Source organism: Sorangium sp. So ce834 (assembly GCF_051521425.1).
Lineage (GTDB): Bacteria > Myxococcota_A > Polyangia > Polyangiales > Polyangiaceae > Sorangium > Sorangium cellulosum_D.
The window spans coordinates 1869411-1884256 of sequence record NZ_CP150351.1; the positions used below are offsets into that span (position 1 = coordinate 1869411).

The 14846-nt window shown below is 73.0% G+C and carries 10 protein-coding genes and 1 pseudogene; 5 read left to right on the plus strand and 6 right to left on the minus strand.

The window, feature by feature from the left end:
* Positions 1-144: 144 nt before the first annotated feature.
* The 5 genes and pseudogenes from WMF20_RS06880 to WMF20_RS06900 form a co-directional block, all read right to left on the minus strand.
* A pseudogene (locus WMF20_RS06880) lies at positions 145-288 on the minus strand (transposase zinc-binding domain-containing protein); the annotation flags it as partial.
* A 353-nt stretch (positions 289-641) separates the two neighbouring features.
* Positions 642-1871, minus strand: coding sequence for a flavin-dependent oxidoreductase (locus WMF20_RS06885; RefSeq protein ID WP_437611734.1), 1230 nt, complete (start codon positions 1869-1871; stop codon positions 642-644).
* Positions 1872-2055: 184 nt separating this feature from the next.
* Positions 2056-2979 carry a hypothetical protein gene (locus WMF20_RS06890; protein ID WP_437611735.1) on the minus strand — a complete coding sequence of 308 codons (924 nt, stop codon included), beginning with the start codon at positions 2977-2979 and terminating at the stop codon, positions 2056-2058.
* Between the two features lie 2 nt (positions 2980-2981).
* The gene (locus tag WMF20_RS06895) at positions 2982-4415 is read right to left on the minus strand and encodes a vWA domain-containing protein (protein WP_437611736.1); all 1434 of its coding nucleotides are present in this window, start codon (positions 4413-4415) and stop codon (positions 2982-2984) included.
* A 232-nt stretch (positions 4416-4647) separates the two neighbouring features.
* Entirely contained in the window at positions 4648-5265 is a 618-nt protein-coding gene (locus WMF20_RS06900) for a hypothetical protein (protein ID WP_437611737.1), read from the minus strand.
* A gap of 133 nt (positions 5266-5398) precedes the next feature.
* Between WMF20_RS06900 and WMF20_RS06905 the strand changes: the two genes are divergently transcribed.
* Genes WMF20_RS06905 through WMF20_RS06915 form a run of 3 tightly spaced genes read left to right on the plus strand, consistent with a single transcriptional unit; the run spans position 5399 to position 9731 of the window.
* Complete coding sequence (locus WMF20_RS06905) at positions 5399-6844, plus strand: protein kinase domain-containing protein (protein ID WP_437611738.1); 1446 nt, start codon at positions 5399-5401, stop codon at positions 6842-6844.
* 53 nt (positions 6845-6897) lie between these two features.
* Entirely contained in the window at positions 6898-7941 is a 1044-nt protein-coding gene (locus WMF20_RS06910; protein ID WP_437611739.1) for a PEGA domain-containing protein, read from the plus strand.
* A complete protein-coding gene (locus WMF20_RS06915; protein WP_437611740.1) occupies positions 7938-9731 on the plus strand; it encodes a hypothetical protein in 1794 nt (597 codons plus the stop codon). Before WMF20_RS06910 ends, WMF20_RS06915 begins: the two co-directional genes overlap by 4 nt.
* On the opposite strand, the gene WMF20_RS06920 is transcribed toward WMF20_RS06915, so the two are convergent.
* Complete coding sequence (locus tag WMF20_RS06920) at positions 9661-12141, minus strand: kelch repeat-containing protein (RefSeq protein WP_437611741.1); 2481 nt, start codon at positions 12139-12141, stop codon at positions 9661-9663. The genes WMF20_RS06915 and WMF20_RS06920 overlap by 71 nt on opposite strands.
* A gap of 723 nt (positions 12142-12864) precedes the next feature.
* Here WMF20_RS06920 and WMF20_RS06925 point away from each other — a divergent pair.
* On the plus strand, positions 12865-13788 hold the full coding sequence (locus WMF20_RS06925) for an ABC transporter ATP-binding protein (protein ID WP_237245118.1): 924 nt from the start codon (positions 12865-12867) through the stop codon (positions 13786-13788).
* The gene (locus WMF20_RS06930; RefSeq protein ID WP_437611742.1) at positions 13781-14821 is read left to right on the plus strand and encodes an ABC transporter permease; all 1041 of its coding nucleotides are present in this window, start codon (positions 13781-13783) and stop codon (positions 14819-14821) included. Before WMF20_RS06925 ends, WMF20_RS06930 begins: the two co-directional genes overlap by 8 nt.
* Positions 14822-14846 lie beyond the last annotated feature (25 nt).

Consider the following 14846-nt stretch of genomic DNA (forward strand, 5'->3'; position numbering starts at 1 on the left):
CGATCCCGATGGCCTCCGAAACAGAAGGACCGGATTGCCGTGAGGCGATCGTTGCGTGTTTGCGCCTGGCGGGCCGGCGGGCGGCTCTCGTACCGAGACGGCGAAGGCACAGAGCGCTGCCTCGGCCTCGTCGTCCTGGGCGAGCCTGCGCCGCCACGGAAACGTCAACACCCACCGCCGGAGCGCCAATTCGGGCAGGACGTCCTCGATCAGGTTCGCCGCCGTGGCACACATGCTTCGGCCCAGACACGACGGGCAGAAACCGCGTCCTTTACAGCTGAAGGCCACCAGCCGAGAACGCAGAGCGCGAGCGCGCAGCGTTGCAGGAGGAGATCATCCGGGTGCAGCAGAGCCGGCTAGCGGAGCTGTCCACGCCGATGAGCCCGATCACCGAGCAGTGCCCTCCCCCGCTGCGTCGCCCGCGGCATCGATGCGTGTATCCTTCCAACAGCGCGCGATTCAACCTCGAGTGAAGATGAGTGGTGATCGGGGCCAGCCCGACGCACTGGCGATCATCAGCGGGCGAAGCCCGTCTGAGCACGGCGAGCTCCGTCTCCGCCTCCGCGTCGGCTGGATCGGTGATCTCGGGGACGAGACCACGCCCCACTCAAGGGGGAGGACCAAGCGCGCCGGGGGTCTTGTCAGCGCACGAGGGGCTCCGAGGCGCTCTTCAGGCCGGTCAGCACCCTGTAGCGGGCGGCGATGTCCTCCAGTTCGCCGGGGGCGAAGACGTCCTCGATCCGGTCGAAGCCGTCGGGCGCGCGTTCATAGGCGATCTGCAGGCACTGCTCCGGACCGTTGCGGCGATTGGCCGCGACGATGGCGGCGGTGGCGGGCAGGCGCTCGGCCTCGTAGGCGGCCAGCGCTTCCACCGGATCGGCGTGGGCGGCGAGCGCGCGGACCAGGGCGCGGGCGTCCAGGATGGCCTGGGTCGCCCCGTTGGAGCCGTTCGGATACATGGGATGGGCGGCGTCGCCCAGCAGCGTGATGCGCCCATGGCTCCAGCGCGGCAGCGGGTCGCGGTCGACCAGCGGGAACTCGTAGATCGCCTCGGCGTCCCGGACCAGGCCGGGCACATCCAACCAGCCGAAGCGCCAGGCCTCGAACCTGGGCAGGAACTCGGCGGGGTCGCCCGGTCGGTTCCAGTCCTCCCGTCGCAGGCTCTTGGCGACCGCGAGATCGGCGGCCCAGTTGATCCTCTGGCGGCCGTCCGGCCCCGGTGGGGAAATCGGATAGACGACGAACTTCTGGTCCTGATGCCCGGCAATGATCATGCTGGCGCCGGTGAGGAAGGGCGCCGCCAGGCTGGTCCCCCGCCACAGGATGTGACCGCCGTAGATCGGCGGCCCCTCGTCCGGATAGAGGCCGGCGCGCGCCGCCGAGTGGATGCCGTCGGCGCAGATCAGGAGGTCGCCGGGAACCTTCCACGCCGCGCCCGCGCGGTCGACGAAGCGCGCTACGATGCGGCCTCCGCCCTCTTCGTGGTCCACGAGGCGCCGGTCGCAGATCACCCGGTCGGGGCCCAGCCGCTCGACGGCGGCGTCGAACAGCACGCCCTGCAGGGCGCCGCGGTGCAGGGAGAGCTGCGGCGCGGCATGCCCGGCGAAGCGGCCGCGCGGCTCGCCCCAGATGCGCTGGCCGAAGCGGTTGAAATAGACAAGCTCGCGGGTCGCCACCCCGTGGGCCAACAGGGCCTCGGCCAGGCCCAGCTCGCCCAGCACCTCGACGGCGTGGGGCAGGATGTTGATGCCGACCCCGAGCGGCAGGATGCTGGCCGCCGCCTCGAACACCGTAACCTCATGACCCGAGGCGTGCAGCGCCAGAGCCGCGGCCAGGCCGCCGATCCCAGCGCCCGCGACGATCACTTGCATAAGTCCTCCGGTAGAGCTCCTTATCACGATGAGCTCGCCGTCGCTCGAGGACAGCACGTACCCGGCGTCCAGCGCCGTGCGCGACGTGGACTCTCGTTCTTTTGCGCTTCTGCGTCGAACTCTCTCTCTCCCCGGATCCCTGGCCGGACTCCTGGAGGATGGATCTAGCCACCTCGGGCGCGCGTCAGACCTCCTCGACCATGGTCTTGCTGACCTGCTCGAGCGAGTCGCCCATCGTCTGCACCCCGACGAGCGCCGCGTCGTCCAGGCTCGCCTCCGCGGCCCGGGCTGCGCTCACCGCGGTGTAAGCCCGCGTCAGCGCGGCGACGTGGTCGGCGATCCGCGCGTCCACCTTGCCGATCACCGCCTCCACCGCCGGCGCGCCGGCCTGCGCGGCCTCGGCGCTCCCAGCGCCGGCCGGCGGAGGCTCCCCCTCTCGCGCCTCGCGCCCCTGCGCGGCGCGGCCCACCGCGAGCGTGCGCTCGAGCCTCGCCCGCGCCTCGGCGAGGCGCAGCAGCGACGCCCAGGTCGCCCGGGCCTGGCGCGCCGCCCGGCGGCCCCGCAGCGCCTCGCCCGCGACCGTCCGGCGGAGCGCCGCGCCCTCGCGGAGCGATGCGCGCGCGGGGCCCGTGATCTCGCCGGCGGCGCCGTCGAGGGCGTGGGCCACGGCGTCGTCGGCGTCGACGAGGAAGGGGAGCGCGACGAGCACCGCGGACACCGCGAGCGCGACCCCCCGGAGCGCGAGCGACGCCGCGTCGAAGGCAGCGAGGAGCGAGCCGGCGAGGGCGCCGCCGGCGAGGGCCGCGCCGACGTGCAGCAGGCGGGCGCCCCGGCCCCGGACCCGGACCGAGCGCTCCGCGAAGCAGAGGCCGGCGAGCGCGGCGCCGGCCGCGGCCGGGGACGCCGCGCCGGCGAGGCCGAACGCGAGGGCCCCGAGCGCGCCCGCGGCGACGGCGAGCGAGACGAGCGCCCCGCTCGCCGCGACGGCGAGGAGGACGGCGGCGGCGACGAGCAGCAGCGCGCCCGCGACCGGGCCGAGCCGGAGCGCGAGCGGCGAGAGCCCGAGCGAGAGCGCAGCGGCGGCGACGAAGGCGATCGTGCGCAGCATCGTCAGCGCCTCGACAGGTTGGAGATGTCCTTCTCGACGGCGCGCTTGGCCGCCGCCTTGCCGGCGGTGCTCGACGGCGGCGCAGAGAGGAACTCCTTCTGCGTCGCCTTGTAGTCCATCAGCTGCTTCCGGAGCGGGGCCGCCGCGGCCGTCGGCGCGACGGCGGCGACCGCGCTGAGCTCGCTCATGCTCTGATCGATGAGGCGCTGGGCCCGCCCGACGTCGCCCTGCTGGTAGGCGTCCGCGGCCTCGAGCTGACGGCGGGAGGCGACGACGCTCAGGGCGTCGGCGAGGACGGCGAGGTCCTTGCCCGCCTCGACGGCCTCGGCGGAGCTCGATCCGGTCAGGGTGAGCCCGGCGATCGGGGCCTGCGCGGCGTCGCCGCCGACCCGGCTCCAGCGGATCTGCCCCTCGATGGTCCGCGACGCCTCGCTGTCCAGCGAGGCCGCGAGCTCGAGGATCACGCGGCGCTCGTCGCCGGAGAAGAGCGAACCGAGCGCGAGCTCGACCTCGGCGCCGGCGGCGAGGGGCCTCGCGTCGGCCCCGGAGGCGCGGACGAGGCGGACGCCGGCCGGGAGCTTCAGCCGGGCCGACGCGCCCTCGATCGTCGTGGCGGCGGTCTCCCGGAGCTCGCGCTGCAGGAAGGCGGCGAGGGCCGAGGCGTCCTTGACGAAGGCGAAATTGCCGCGGCCCGCCTGGGCGACCGCGCCCATGTACGCCTCGTCGAAATCGAGGCCGATCCCCAGGGACGAGGTGGTGATCCCGCGCCCGGCGCTGTCCCGGGCGACCTCCTCGCTCCGGGCGCGCGTGCCGTCGAGGCCATCGCTCGCCAGGATCACCCGGCGCACGCGGCCTTTGCCGGCGTCGGCGAGGGCGAGCACGCCCTGGGCGAGCGCGGGCGCGATGTTGGTCCCGCCGCTGGACTCCAGGGCCTGGATCCGGGCGATCAGGTCGGCCCGGACGCGGCCGGCGCTGGCGAGCGGCTGGAGGAGCTCGCTGTCGCTCGAATAGCGGACGAAGGCGATCTCGTCGTCGTCGCGCAGGTCGCGGAGGAGCTGGACGGCCGATCGCTTCGCCTGCTCGAGCTTCTCGCCGGCCATGGAGCCCGAGGTGTCGAGGACGATGACGATCGAGAGCGGCGCGCGCTCCCTGGCCTGCTCGACGGCGTCGGCCGTGAGGATCAGCTCGGCGAAGACGCGCTGTTCGCCGCCGCTCAGCACCTTGGTGTGGCTGAGGGCGAAGGTGCCGTGAGCGCCGGGGCCGGAGAAGGCGGCGCTGTTCGAGCCGCTCGAGGCGGCTGCGGTGGACGCGCTCGCGGGGCGCTGATCGCCGGCGGCGGCGCGGGCGAGGACGAGGCCGCCGGCAGCGAGGACGACGGCGCTGGCGGCGAGGCCGTGGCGGACGCGGGGCGCGCGAAACCAGGTGCGGATCGACATGAGCTTTCTCCCAGGGCTCCGGACGGACGAAGTCCTGGCGCCCGTGGACTCTGGGCGTCGCTTCGTCGCCGTCGGGTGGACCCGTCGACGTGCAAGGTCGCGGATCGATCTCGGAGTGTGACCGAGACCGTCCCGAGACCGCGGCGGCCCGCCCAGGTGGGCGACGGGGGCCCTGATGGGCCGGATCGCGAGGTCGCGCGCTGCGAGCGCGGGATTGGAGCGGATGGCTGCGCTAGCGCGCGGCGCAGCGGGCCGCGACGTAGCGGCCGTTCGGGTCCTCGTCGAGGAATAGGGAGCCCATGCCATCGAGCTCGAAGGCGACCGACGTCGGCTCGATCGCCGTGATGGTGAGCCTGCCGAAGCCCACGCCGCCGCCGCCGCTGGCGGCCCCGGTGCTGCTGCAATCCGCGCGCGACGACGTCCCGTAGATCGTGAAATCGCCGCTCGCCGTGTCCACCTCGCCGATGGTGAGCATCGACGCGGGCATGCGGAGCTCCAGGTTCCACCAGTCGCTGCAGGGCGAGAACGTGGGGCGCGCTTCGGGATCGCGGCAAGACAGGGCCAGGCTGGCGACGCGGATGGTCACGGTCGCGTCGCCGTAGACGACCGCGTTCACCTCCGGCGCCGGGCTGCCGGAGGTCGTCGGCGGAGGATCGGGCGTCGGCGGAGGATGAGGGGTCGGCGAAGGGCCGACGGCGGCGGTCGTCGTCGAGCCCGCGCCGCCGGCGCCGCCGGCGCCGTCTCCGCCGCCGTCCATGATCACCGCGCCGCCGCACCCGGCATGAACGAGCAGCGCGAGCGGACCTGCCGCCCTGGAAATGTGTGAAATGCGTCGAGGTGAGAGCGTCATGGCCGAATCGTAGCGCCCTCCGGCGAGCGCTGTGTCCATAGTTGGCTGTGCGACGGGCTGGTGTGCTACCATCGCGCACGGCAGATTCGTGGTCGCGGCCGCCCTTTGCGAGGGCGCAACGCGCGGAGCTCTCATGAACCCACCTGTCGTCCAAGGAGAGGTGATCGCCGGCAAGTACCGGGTGGATCGCGTCCTGGGCCGCGGCGGCATGGGGCTCGTGGTCGCGGCGAGCCACCTGTTCTTGCCGCAGCGGGTCGCGATCAAGCTCCTGCTCAGCGACGAGGGCGAGAGCCCGGCGCTCTCGCAGCGGTTCCTCCGCGAGGCGCGCGCGGCGGTCCGGCTCAAGGGCGAGCACGTCGTGCGGGTGCTCGACGTCGGCGAGCTCGACTCGGGTGTCCCGTACATCGTGATGGAGTATCTGGAGGGCGAAGATCTCTCCGAGGTGCTCCGCGCCCACGGCCCGCTCTGCACCCTCGACGCGGTCGATTACGTCCTGCAGGCGTGCGTGGCGATGGCCGAGGCGCACGCCGCGGGCATCGTGCACCGCGATCTCAAGCCGGCGAACCTCTTCCTCGCGACCACGCCCGGCGGGGCGAAGCTCCTCAAGGTGCTCGACTTCGGGATCTCGAAGGAGCTGCCGAGCGGCGCCGAGGGCGGCGGCGCGTCGCTGACGCAGACGCGGGAGATGCTCGGCTCGCCCATCTACATGTCGCCGGAGCAGATGCGATCGTCGCGCTCGGTCGACGCCCGCTCCGACATCTGGGCGCTCGGCGCGATCCTCTACCGCCTGCTGGTCGGGCGGCCGCCGTTCGAGGCGATGGCGCTCACCGAGCTCGTCCTGCAGGTCGCGAGCGCGGACCCGGCGCGGCCCAGCGAGCTCCGGAGCGATATCCCCGCGGGGCTCGAGCGCGTGATCCTCCACTGCCTCCAGAAGGATCCGGCCCAGCGCCCGCAGACCGTGGCCGAGCTGGCGCTCGCGCTCGTGCCCTTCGCGCCGGCGGGCGGACAGGAGCGCGCGGAGCGGGCTGCGCGGATCCTGAGCGCTGCCCCGGAGGCGCCCCAGCCCGCTGCGCCCGCGCCCGCGGTGAGGCTCGAGCTGGACACCACGGCGGCCGCCTCTCCGGGGGCGCTGGAGAGCCTCCTGCCCACGGCGCGGACCGTCGCGCGGCCGGCGCGCCGCAAGATCCTCTCGGTGGTGCTCGGCGCGGTCGCGATGGCCGCGCTCGCGCTCGGGGTGTCGGGCGCGGTCGCGCTGCGCCGCGGACCGCCGGAGAGGGAGGAGGCGCCGCAGCCGATCGCGGCGGTCGCGCAGGACGACGAGGCGTCGGAGCGCGCTCGGCAAGGCGCGGCAGACGTCCCGGCGGGCCGGCCCATCCCGCCGGAGCCCCCGTCTGCGGCGGACGAGCCGGCGAAGGCCGCGCCGCCGCAGCCGTCGGTCTCTCCGGTCTCGCCGGCCGAGACGGTGCGGCGCCCCGCGCTGCCGCAGAAGCGCCGGCGCGAGCCGGCGGCGGTCCCGGCGCCGACAGCGCAGCCGACGCCCGCCCAGCCCACGAATCCCTTCGCGCCCCCCCTCAAATGAGATACGCATGACCGGTCTTTGACCGGCGGCACCCCTCATTCGACGAGGCACCGATGCGTTCACGTATGCTGGCGAGGCGGCCCGCGGTCGCGATCGCCCTCCTGGCGCTGACCATGGCCGGCGAGGCGGCCGCGCAGCAGACCCCTCCGGCGCCGGCCGCGGCGGCGCCGGCCGCGGCGGCCCCGGCCGCGGCGGCCCCGGCGCCGGCCGCGGCGGCCCCGGCGCCGCTCGCAGAGGTGCTGACCGGCACGGCCAAGGCCGATTACGAGCTCGGGAAGAGCCTCTTCGACCATGGCGACTACGCCAATGCGTTCATCAAGTTCGAGCAGGCCTACGCGCTCTCGAAGGACGTGCGCCTCCTCTGGAACATGGTCGTCTGCAAGTCCAACATGCACCGGTACAGGCATGTGCTCACGCTCGTGGAGCAGCTGAGGCAGGCGGACCGCGGCGTCCTGACCCCGCAGGACTGGGCGACGATGAACGCCCTCGAGCGGAGCGCCGAAGCCCTCGTCGGTCGCCTGGACATCGCGGTGAGCGAGGCGGGCGCGGAGGTGACGATCGACGACGCGCCGGCCGGAAAGACGCCGCTCCCGGACAAGGTGATCGTCGACTCCGGGACAAGGCGCATCCGCGTCGAGAAGCCAGGCTTCAAGGAGCATGTCCGGGCGGAGGACGTGGTGCCCGGCGCGACGGTGGTCGTGAACGTCCAGCTGGAGCCGCAGGTCCACGCCGGCAGGCTCTCCGTGCTCGCGTCGCCGGGCGCCCGCATCGCGCTGGACGGCAAGGTCCTGGGTCAGGGGCAGTGGGACGGCGCCGTGCCGAGCGGCCGTCATGCGCTGCGGGTCACGGCGCCCGGCATGACACCCTATGAGTCGGAGATCGTGATCCAGGACGACGAGCTGAGCCGCTTCCGCGTCGCCCTGACGCCGATCGAGAGGTCCAGCGCCCCCCCGGCGTGGGTGTGGGTCGCGGGCGGCGCCCTCGTCGTCGTGGCGGCCGTCACCGGCGGCATCCTCCTGCTCCAGCCCTCGCCGGCGCCGACGATCGAGGGGACCCTCGGCCCCACGCGCTCCGCCGCGTTCGGAGGCCGCTGGTGAGGCGGCCCTCGTGGCCCACGGCGGCGTTCGCCGTCGCCCAGGCGGCGTGCTCGGCGCCCGTCACGGGGGAGGTCATGATCGCCGTCCAGACCGACATGGCGATGCCCAAGGACCTCGATCGCTTCGATCTCGAGGTCTTGTCCGGCGACAATCGCATCATCAACGAGGGCTTCTCGCTCGGCGCGGATCCGGAGGACGTGAGTCTTCCCGGAACACAGGGGCTGACGGTCTCCGACGATCCGAGCCTGGAGATCCGCGTCACCGTGCGGGGGCTCCTGCGCGGGCGGGTCCGCGTGAAGCACACGGTGGTCACGACCGTCCCCGAGGACCGCGTGGCGACGCTCTGGATGCCGCTCCATTTCCTGTGCAGCGGGGACGAGGCCGACGCCGAGGGAGCGTGCGGCGCGGACCGGACGTGCGTTGCCGGCACGTGCGTGGACGCCCACGTGAGCGCGGAGCTCCTGCCCGATTACGTGGAGCGCGACGTCCTGCACCGGGCCTGCTTCGACGTGGCGCGCTGCTTCGGCGGCGCGGACCTGGCCGAGGTCGAGCCGGAGGGGTGCACGATCGCGGCGAGCGACGACGTCAACGTCGCGATCGCGACCGAGGGGGACGGCGTCTGCGGCCCTTTCGGGTGCTTCGTGCCGCTCGAGGCGGAGAGCGAGGTCGGCTGGCGGCGCACGCCCGAGGGGCGGGTCGCGCTCCCGAAGGCGATCTGCTCACCCGAGCGGCAGCCTGCGCCCGTCGTGGTCACGTCTCCGGTCACGGCGAGCTGCCCTCGCAAGCGGATCGGCGATCCGCTCTGCGCCGTCGACGAGCGGCAGCCTGTCGTCCTGGCCGCGCGGCAGCGGAGCCCGATGTCGCTCGCGGTGAGCGACGAGGCCGTGTTCTGGACCGAGCAGGGCTCGCTGAGCGCTCCGGCCGACGGCGCCGTGAAGCGGGTCGCGCGCACCGGCGGCCGCCCGGAGACGCTCGCCTCCGGGCAGGCGGCGCCGCGCCAGATCGCGCTCGGCGAGGGCGGCCGTGTCTTCTGGACGAACCACGGCATCGGCAATCGCGAGAGCGCTTTGATGCGGCTGATCGTCGGCAGCAACAAGCCAGAGCGCTTGCTGGACGAGCCGAGCTCGGGAAGACCGGGCGCTCTGGAGGGGCTCGCGACGAACGGTGATCGCCTGTTCTGGACGCAGCTCTCCGGGAGCCCAGGAGAGCCCGGCAGCGTGGGCCAGATGGAGCTGAGCCGGCGGGTGGCGGAGCCGGTCTTCGACGCCGGCAGCTACCCTTACCGCATCGCGGCGGCGGACAGCGTCGTTTGCTGGACCGACCACGGCGCGGGCGAGACGGGCGAGGTCCGGTGCCGGGAGGCCGACGCCGCCGCGCCGGTGATCGTGGGCGACCGGGAGAGCACACCGTACGGGATCGCGCTCGACGCCAGGGACCCTGTCGAGGTGTTCTGGGTGAACTACCGCAGCGGGGAGGTGGTGCGGGGGGCAGTGGACGGGAGCAGGCGCGATGTGCTCGTCGAGGGCTGCAAGGGCCCGTACGGCGTGGCGCTCGACGAGCAGCTCATCTACTGGACGAACCGCGGCGACGGCACCGTGAAGGCGCTTCCCCGCGGCGCTGCGCCCGGCGTCGGCTGCGGTGCAGGCCAGGTGCTCACGCTCGCCGAGGGGCAGCGCAGCCCGGGGGCGATCGCGGCCCCTGCCGGCGCGATCTACTGGGTCAACGAGGGCTCGGCGGGCGAGGCCGACGGCGCCGTCGTGCGGCGCGCGAAGCCGCCGCCGCCGCGGTGAGCAGCGCAGCGGCCGCGCTCCCGTCCGGCGCGGCCGCGCCCGCGACCCTGCAGCCACAGCCTTCGTGGTCCTCGTCAGCGGGAGGCGAGCCCGCGCCGCCCGCGCCGCCGGCGCCGCCGGCGCCGCCCGCGCCGCCCTGCGATGACGACGATGCCTCCGGCACGCCGGCGTGGTCGCAGCGCCCGTCGATGCACACCCCGTCCTCCTCGCACGCCGTCTGATCGATCTTCTTCGGGAAGATGCACTCTCCGGTGTTCCGATCGCACGCGCCGTCGGTGTGGCACTCGTCCATGGCATCGCAGGTGATCTCTTCGCCGCCGCAGATCCCCTCCCGGCAGACGTCGCCTCGGGTGCAGAGATTGCCGTCGTCGCAGGTCGCGCCGTCGTCGTTCATCTCGATACAGCTCCCCTCGATGCAGGCGTGTCGCGTGCACTCCTTTTCGTCACCGCAGGTCGCCATGTCGTCGGGCGCGCCGGCGCAGGTGCCCTCGTTGCACACGTCGTCGCGCGTGCATGGGTTCCCGTCGTCGCAGACAGGTCCCGTGAGGGGCGTGCAGATGCCGTCGGCGGGCCCGCCGGCGAACACGGAGCAGGCGTCGCAGGCGCCGCGATCACAGGCGGTGTCACAGCAGACGCCGTCGACGCAGAACCCGGTCTGGCACTCGCAGCCCGCCTCGCACGCCTCGCCGACCTGGCTCAGGACATACCGCTCCGACGTCGCGAGGGGTACGCGGGCTCCGCCGTCATTCCAGTATTCCCCGCCGACGAGCAGCACGGAGCCGTCATCGAGGAGCGTCGCCGTGTGGAACGAGCGAGCCTCGATGAGCGACCGCCCGCGGATCCATTCGTTCGTGCCCGGGTCGTAGAACCACGTGTCGGCGAGGGTGATCCTCCCGGTTTTCTGCCCACCTGCGACGAGCACGCAGCCGTTCGGGAGCAACGTCGCCGAGTGACGGAATCGATTGGAGCCGTCGAAGTCCCCGGCCGCGCCGAACTCGCCCGGGCCCGACGCGGACGGCGTGTAGATCTCTGCTCCGACGCTGTGCCCAGCCACGAGGACGCGCCCGTCCTGGAGCCGCGTTGCCGTGTGCTGGTAGCGCTCGCCCAGCATCATGGGTCCCGGGGTCCAGGTGTTTGCCGCCGGATCGTACAGCTCGGTGGTCGGGAGCCCGGACATGCTTCTGTAGCCGCCGGTGACCAGGACCTGGCCTGTCGCGAGCAGCGTGGCCGCGTGCATGGTCCGGGCGGTCTCGAGGTCGGGGCCTCTCACGATCGTATCGGTACCCTTGAAGAAGCGGAAGACGTCGCGGACGGGTGTGTAGTTGTTCAGATCGGGCGTGCCGCCGACGATCAGGACGTCTCCGACGGTGCTCGCATGCTCTGCCGGGAGCACGGTCAGCGTGTGCTGGTAGAGCGGCGCGACCACGCCCAAGGTGGGCGGGGATTCCGGCCCCCACGTGTTGCTTTCTGGATCGTAAAGCTCGTAGGTGGAGCCCATCGTACCGACGTCGCCGCCGACGGCGAGGACGCGCCCGTCATCGAGCGCGGCGATCGCGTAGTCGGCGCGCGGCTTCCTCATCTGGCTGCCTGGCGGCGGCGGAGCCGCCCATGCGTCGTCGGCCGGCTCATAGATCTCGACGGAGCGGAGCTTGTCGCCCCCCATATCGATTCCTCCGGCGACGAGCAGGCCGGCCCCGATCTTCGCCATCGCGTGACGGCGGCGGCGGAACCCCATGCTCCCCGCGGCCACCCACTCCGGATCGACGAGCACCTGCTCGCCCTCCGCGTCGACGAACAGCTCGATCCGCGCCCCGCGCGCCGCGAGCCGCGCCTCGACCTCGCGCCCGCCGGCCGCGTACGCCGCCGGCGCCGTCACGCGGAGCCGCACCGCCCCTGTCGCGTCGGCGATCTCGACGGCCCCGTCCCGCGCCGCGAGCGCGCCGCCCTGGAGCTCCCATGCGGCCACGGGCGCGTCGCGCCGCACCGCCTCGGCGTCGAGCAGCAGCCACTCCTCGACGCCGTCCGGGATCGCGCTCCAGAACGACGACCCGCCGGCGCGCCTGTAGACCACGGCGCGGTCTGCGAGCATCGCCTCGCCTCCGGCGCCCACCTCGCAAATCCGGAGCGTCGTGCCCCCGTCGAGCTCGAAGAGGATGGCGTCGCTCCCGTCGCTCGGCAGGCGCACCGCGACCCCGCCGCGGCGCGGCCCGGCGGCGCGCTCGATGCCGGCGCCGCTGCGGACGAACCCCGGGCCGACGCTCAGGACGGCCTCGGCCTGGTCCGGGAACGCGCTGCGCAGCGCCTCGTCCGGCTGCCGGTCGGACGAGGTGCAGCCGGCGAGCGGGAGCAGCGCGGCCAGGAGAGCAGGGGGAGCGACCACGAAAGGCTGTCTGCGGCGCGGGAAGGTCATGGCGTATGAAATAGCAATGTAGGCGAACCTGCCCAGCGTCGCCTAGTACCGCGTCGCCCAAGGACGAAGTTGCGGTGGCGAACCGGTGGCGGCGGCGCCGGAGCGGGCCGGCAGGGCGCGGGAGGCGGGAGCGGCGGGAACCAGGCGCAGGGCGGCGGCAAGGGCGCCCCGGATCCGCAGCGCTATCCGCTTTGCGGCACGAAGTCGCACCCGGTCGCCGTCGCATTATATTTTTTTGTGGACAGCCTCATTTCTTCGCCGAGCGCGATTACGTATGCGTGCGGTTCGACTTTGCTCTGTCGCATGTAGGACGACCAGGAATGCCATCCGGCCGGGCTGCGAGAGCTGTCCATGTAGCCTCCGGCCATGGCGGCCGCTCGCATCGGGGAGCGCTCGTGCTCGGGCGGGGAGCACCTCAGGCCCGGCCAGCCCTCGCCGCTGAGGATGAACGTCACGCCGGGCAGGCTCGGGTTTCCGGCGTCCTCGATTCGAGTTCGGCTGCCTGGAGGCGAAAGGCGGCTCTCGCCGCGCCCCGCCGCTGAATCAGCCCGTCCCCTCACGTCGGAGCGCGCCGCGCAGGCGGCTCGGAAGAAAGCCGAATGAGCTCCGACCTTTCCAATCTGTTCGTGCCCGCGGCGGTCACGCTCTCGTTCGTCGATGATCGGGGCCGCTCGCTCTTCCTGGCATGGTCTCCATGGCATGGTCTCTGCCGCGCGCTGGCCCATGTCCTTCGCCATCCGCTGTCGCGGGCTCACGAAGCGCTACGGCGACGTGCACGCCCTGCGCGGCCTCGATCTCGACGTGCACACAGGCGAGTGCTTCGGGCTCCTCGGACCGAACGGCGCGGGGAAAACCACGATGATCGAGATCCTGGAAGGCCTGCGCGAGCCCACGGCCGGCGACGCCGAGGTGCTCCATCGACGCTGGACAACACATGAGCGCGCGTTGCGTGAGCGGATCGGGATCACGCTGCAGCAGACCTACTTGCCCGAACGGCTCACCGCCCGCGAGATCCTGTCGCTCTTCCGCTCCTTCTACGCCAGGGGACGCGAGGTGAACGAGCTGATCCGCGCGGTCCAGCTCGAGGAGAAGCAGGACGCGCAGTACGAGCGGCTCTCCGGTGGACAGAAGCAGCGGATAGCCGTCGCCTGCGCGCTCGTCGGCGACCCGGAGCTGCTCTTTCTGGACGAGCCGACGACCGGCCTCGACCCGCATTCTCGCCGGAACCTCTGGGACCTCGTGCTCGAGTTCCGCGCGCACGGCGGCACCGTGATGCTCACGACACATTACATGGACGAGGCAGAGCGGCTCTGCGACCGTGTGGGCGTCATCGATGGAGGCGTGTTGATGGCGCTCGGGACGCCCAGGGAGCTCATCGCCGCGCTGGGCGGCGAGGTGATGATCGGTTTCGCCGTGGAGCCCAGCGGAGGGGTCGACGTCGCGGCGCTCGGCGCGCTCCCGAGCGCGCGTATGTCGCGCAGGGACGCCGACGGGTTCTCGCTCGCGGTCGAGGCGCCCCACGTCGCGCTTCCGGCGCTGCTCGACCTCCTCGCGCGCGTGGGTGCCCGCCTGACCCGCCTCTCGATGCAGCGCGCAACGCTGGACGATGTCTTCGTCCACCTCACCGGCAGGCAGCTCCGTGAGTAGGGTCAAGCGACCCGCGCTCCGGGAGCTCGTGCTCACCCGCCTGCGCTCGTTCTACCGCGAGCCCAGCCAGGTCTTCTGGACGTTCGTCCTCCCGATCCTCGTCGCCACCGTGCTCTGGATCGCCTTCCGGAGCGGACCACCCCAGCCGGTCGCAGTCGCCGTGGCAGAAGGGCCCGGGGCCGAGCCGCTTCGCGCCGTGCTCGACGCGAGCTCCGAGGTCACCGCGGAGGCGCTCGACGCGGGCGCTGCGCGCGCCGCGCTGCGCGCGGGGAAGGTCGATCTCGTGGTCGTACCCGGCGCGCGGCCGGTCTACGAGTTCGATCCGACGCGACCGGAGAGCCGGCTCGCGCGGATGCTCGCCGACGACGTGCTCCAGCGCGCGGCAGGGCGCAGCGATCCGGTCGAGGCGGTGGAAGTCACGACGACCGAGCCGGGATCGCGGTACGTCGACTTCTTGGTGCCCGGGATCATCGGTATCACCGTGATGTCGAGCGGGCTCTGGGGCGTGGGCTTCGCGGTCGTCGAGCTGCGCACGAAGCGGCTGATGAGGCGCTTCCTGGTGACGCCGATGCGCCGCGGCGACTTCCTCCTCTCGCTCCTCGTGTCCCGGGCGTGCTTTCTCGGGCTGGAGATCTCGACGTTGCTCGCGTTCGGAGCGCTGGTGCTCGACGTGCCGATGCGGGGCTCGCTCGCGCTGCTCACGGCGGTGGCAGCGTCGGGAGCGCTGATGTTCGCGGGGCTCGGGCTGCTCCTCGCGTCGCGAGCGCAGAACATGCAGACGGCCGGCGGCATCATCAACCTGGTGAGCGTGCCGATGTTCCTCGCCTCGGGGACGTTCTTCTCCTCGTCGCGGTTCCCCGACGCCCTCCAGCCGCTCGTGCGGGCGCTGCCGCTCACACCCCTCAACGACGCGCTGCGCGCGGTGATGCTGGAAGGGGCGGGCGCATCGGAGGTCCTCCCGCAGATCGCGACGTTGCTCACGTGGGGCGCGGTCTCGCTCGCCGCGTCCGTCAAGCTGTTTCGGTGGGAATAGCGCGGCGCGGCGCCCGCCCCGGCGC

What these genes read in the sequence shown, in the direction of transcription:
- WMF20_RS06890 (WP_437611735.1), bottom strand. Translation starts at nt 2,979, where the DNA reads ATGCTGCGCACGATCGCCTTCGTCGCCGCCGCTGCGCTCTCGCTCGGG.
- WMF20_RS06910 (WP_437611739.1), top strand. Translation starts at nt 6,898, where the DNA reads ATGCGTTCACGTATGCTGGCGAGGCGGCCCGCGGTCGCGATCGCCCTC.
- WMF20_RS06900 (WP_437611737.1), bottom strand. Translation starts at nt 5,265, where the DNA reads ATGACGCTCTCACCTCGACGCATTTCACACATTTCCAGGGCGGCAGGT.
- WMF20_RS06885 (WP_437611734.1), bottom strand. Translation starts at nt 1,871, where the DNA reads ATGCAAGTGATCGTCGCGGGCGCTGGGATCGGCGGCCTGGCCGCGGCT.
- WMF20_RS06925 (WP_237245118.1), top strand. Translation starts at nt 12,865, where the DNA reads ATGTCCTTCGCCATCCGCTGTCGCGGGCTCACGAAGCGCTACGGCGAC.
- WMF20_RS06920 (WP_437611741.1), bottom strand. Translation starts at nt 12,141, where the DNA reads ATGACCTTCCCGCGCCGCAGACAGCCTTTCGTGGTCGCTCCCCCTGCT.
- WMF20_RS06895 (WP_437611736.1), bottom strand. Translation starts at nt 4,415, where the DNA reads ATGTCGATCCGCACCTGGTTTCGCGCGCCCCGCGTCCGCCACGGCCTC.
- WMF20_RS06905 (WP_437611738.1), top strand. Translation starts at nt 5,399, where the DNA reads ATGAACCCACCTGTCGTCCAAGGAGAGGTGATCGCCGGCAAGTACCGG.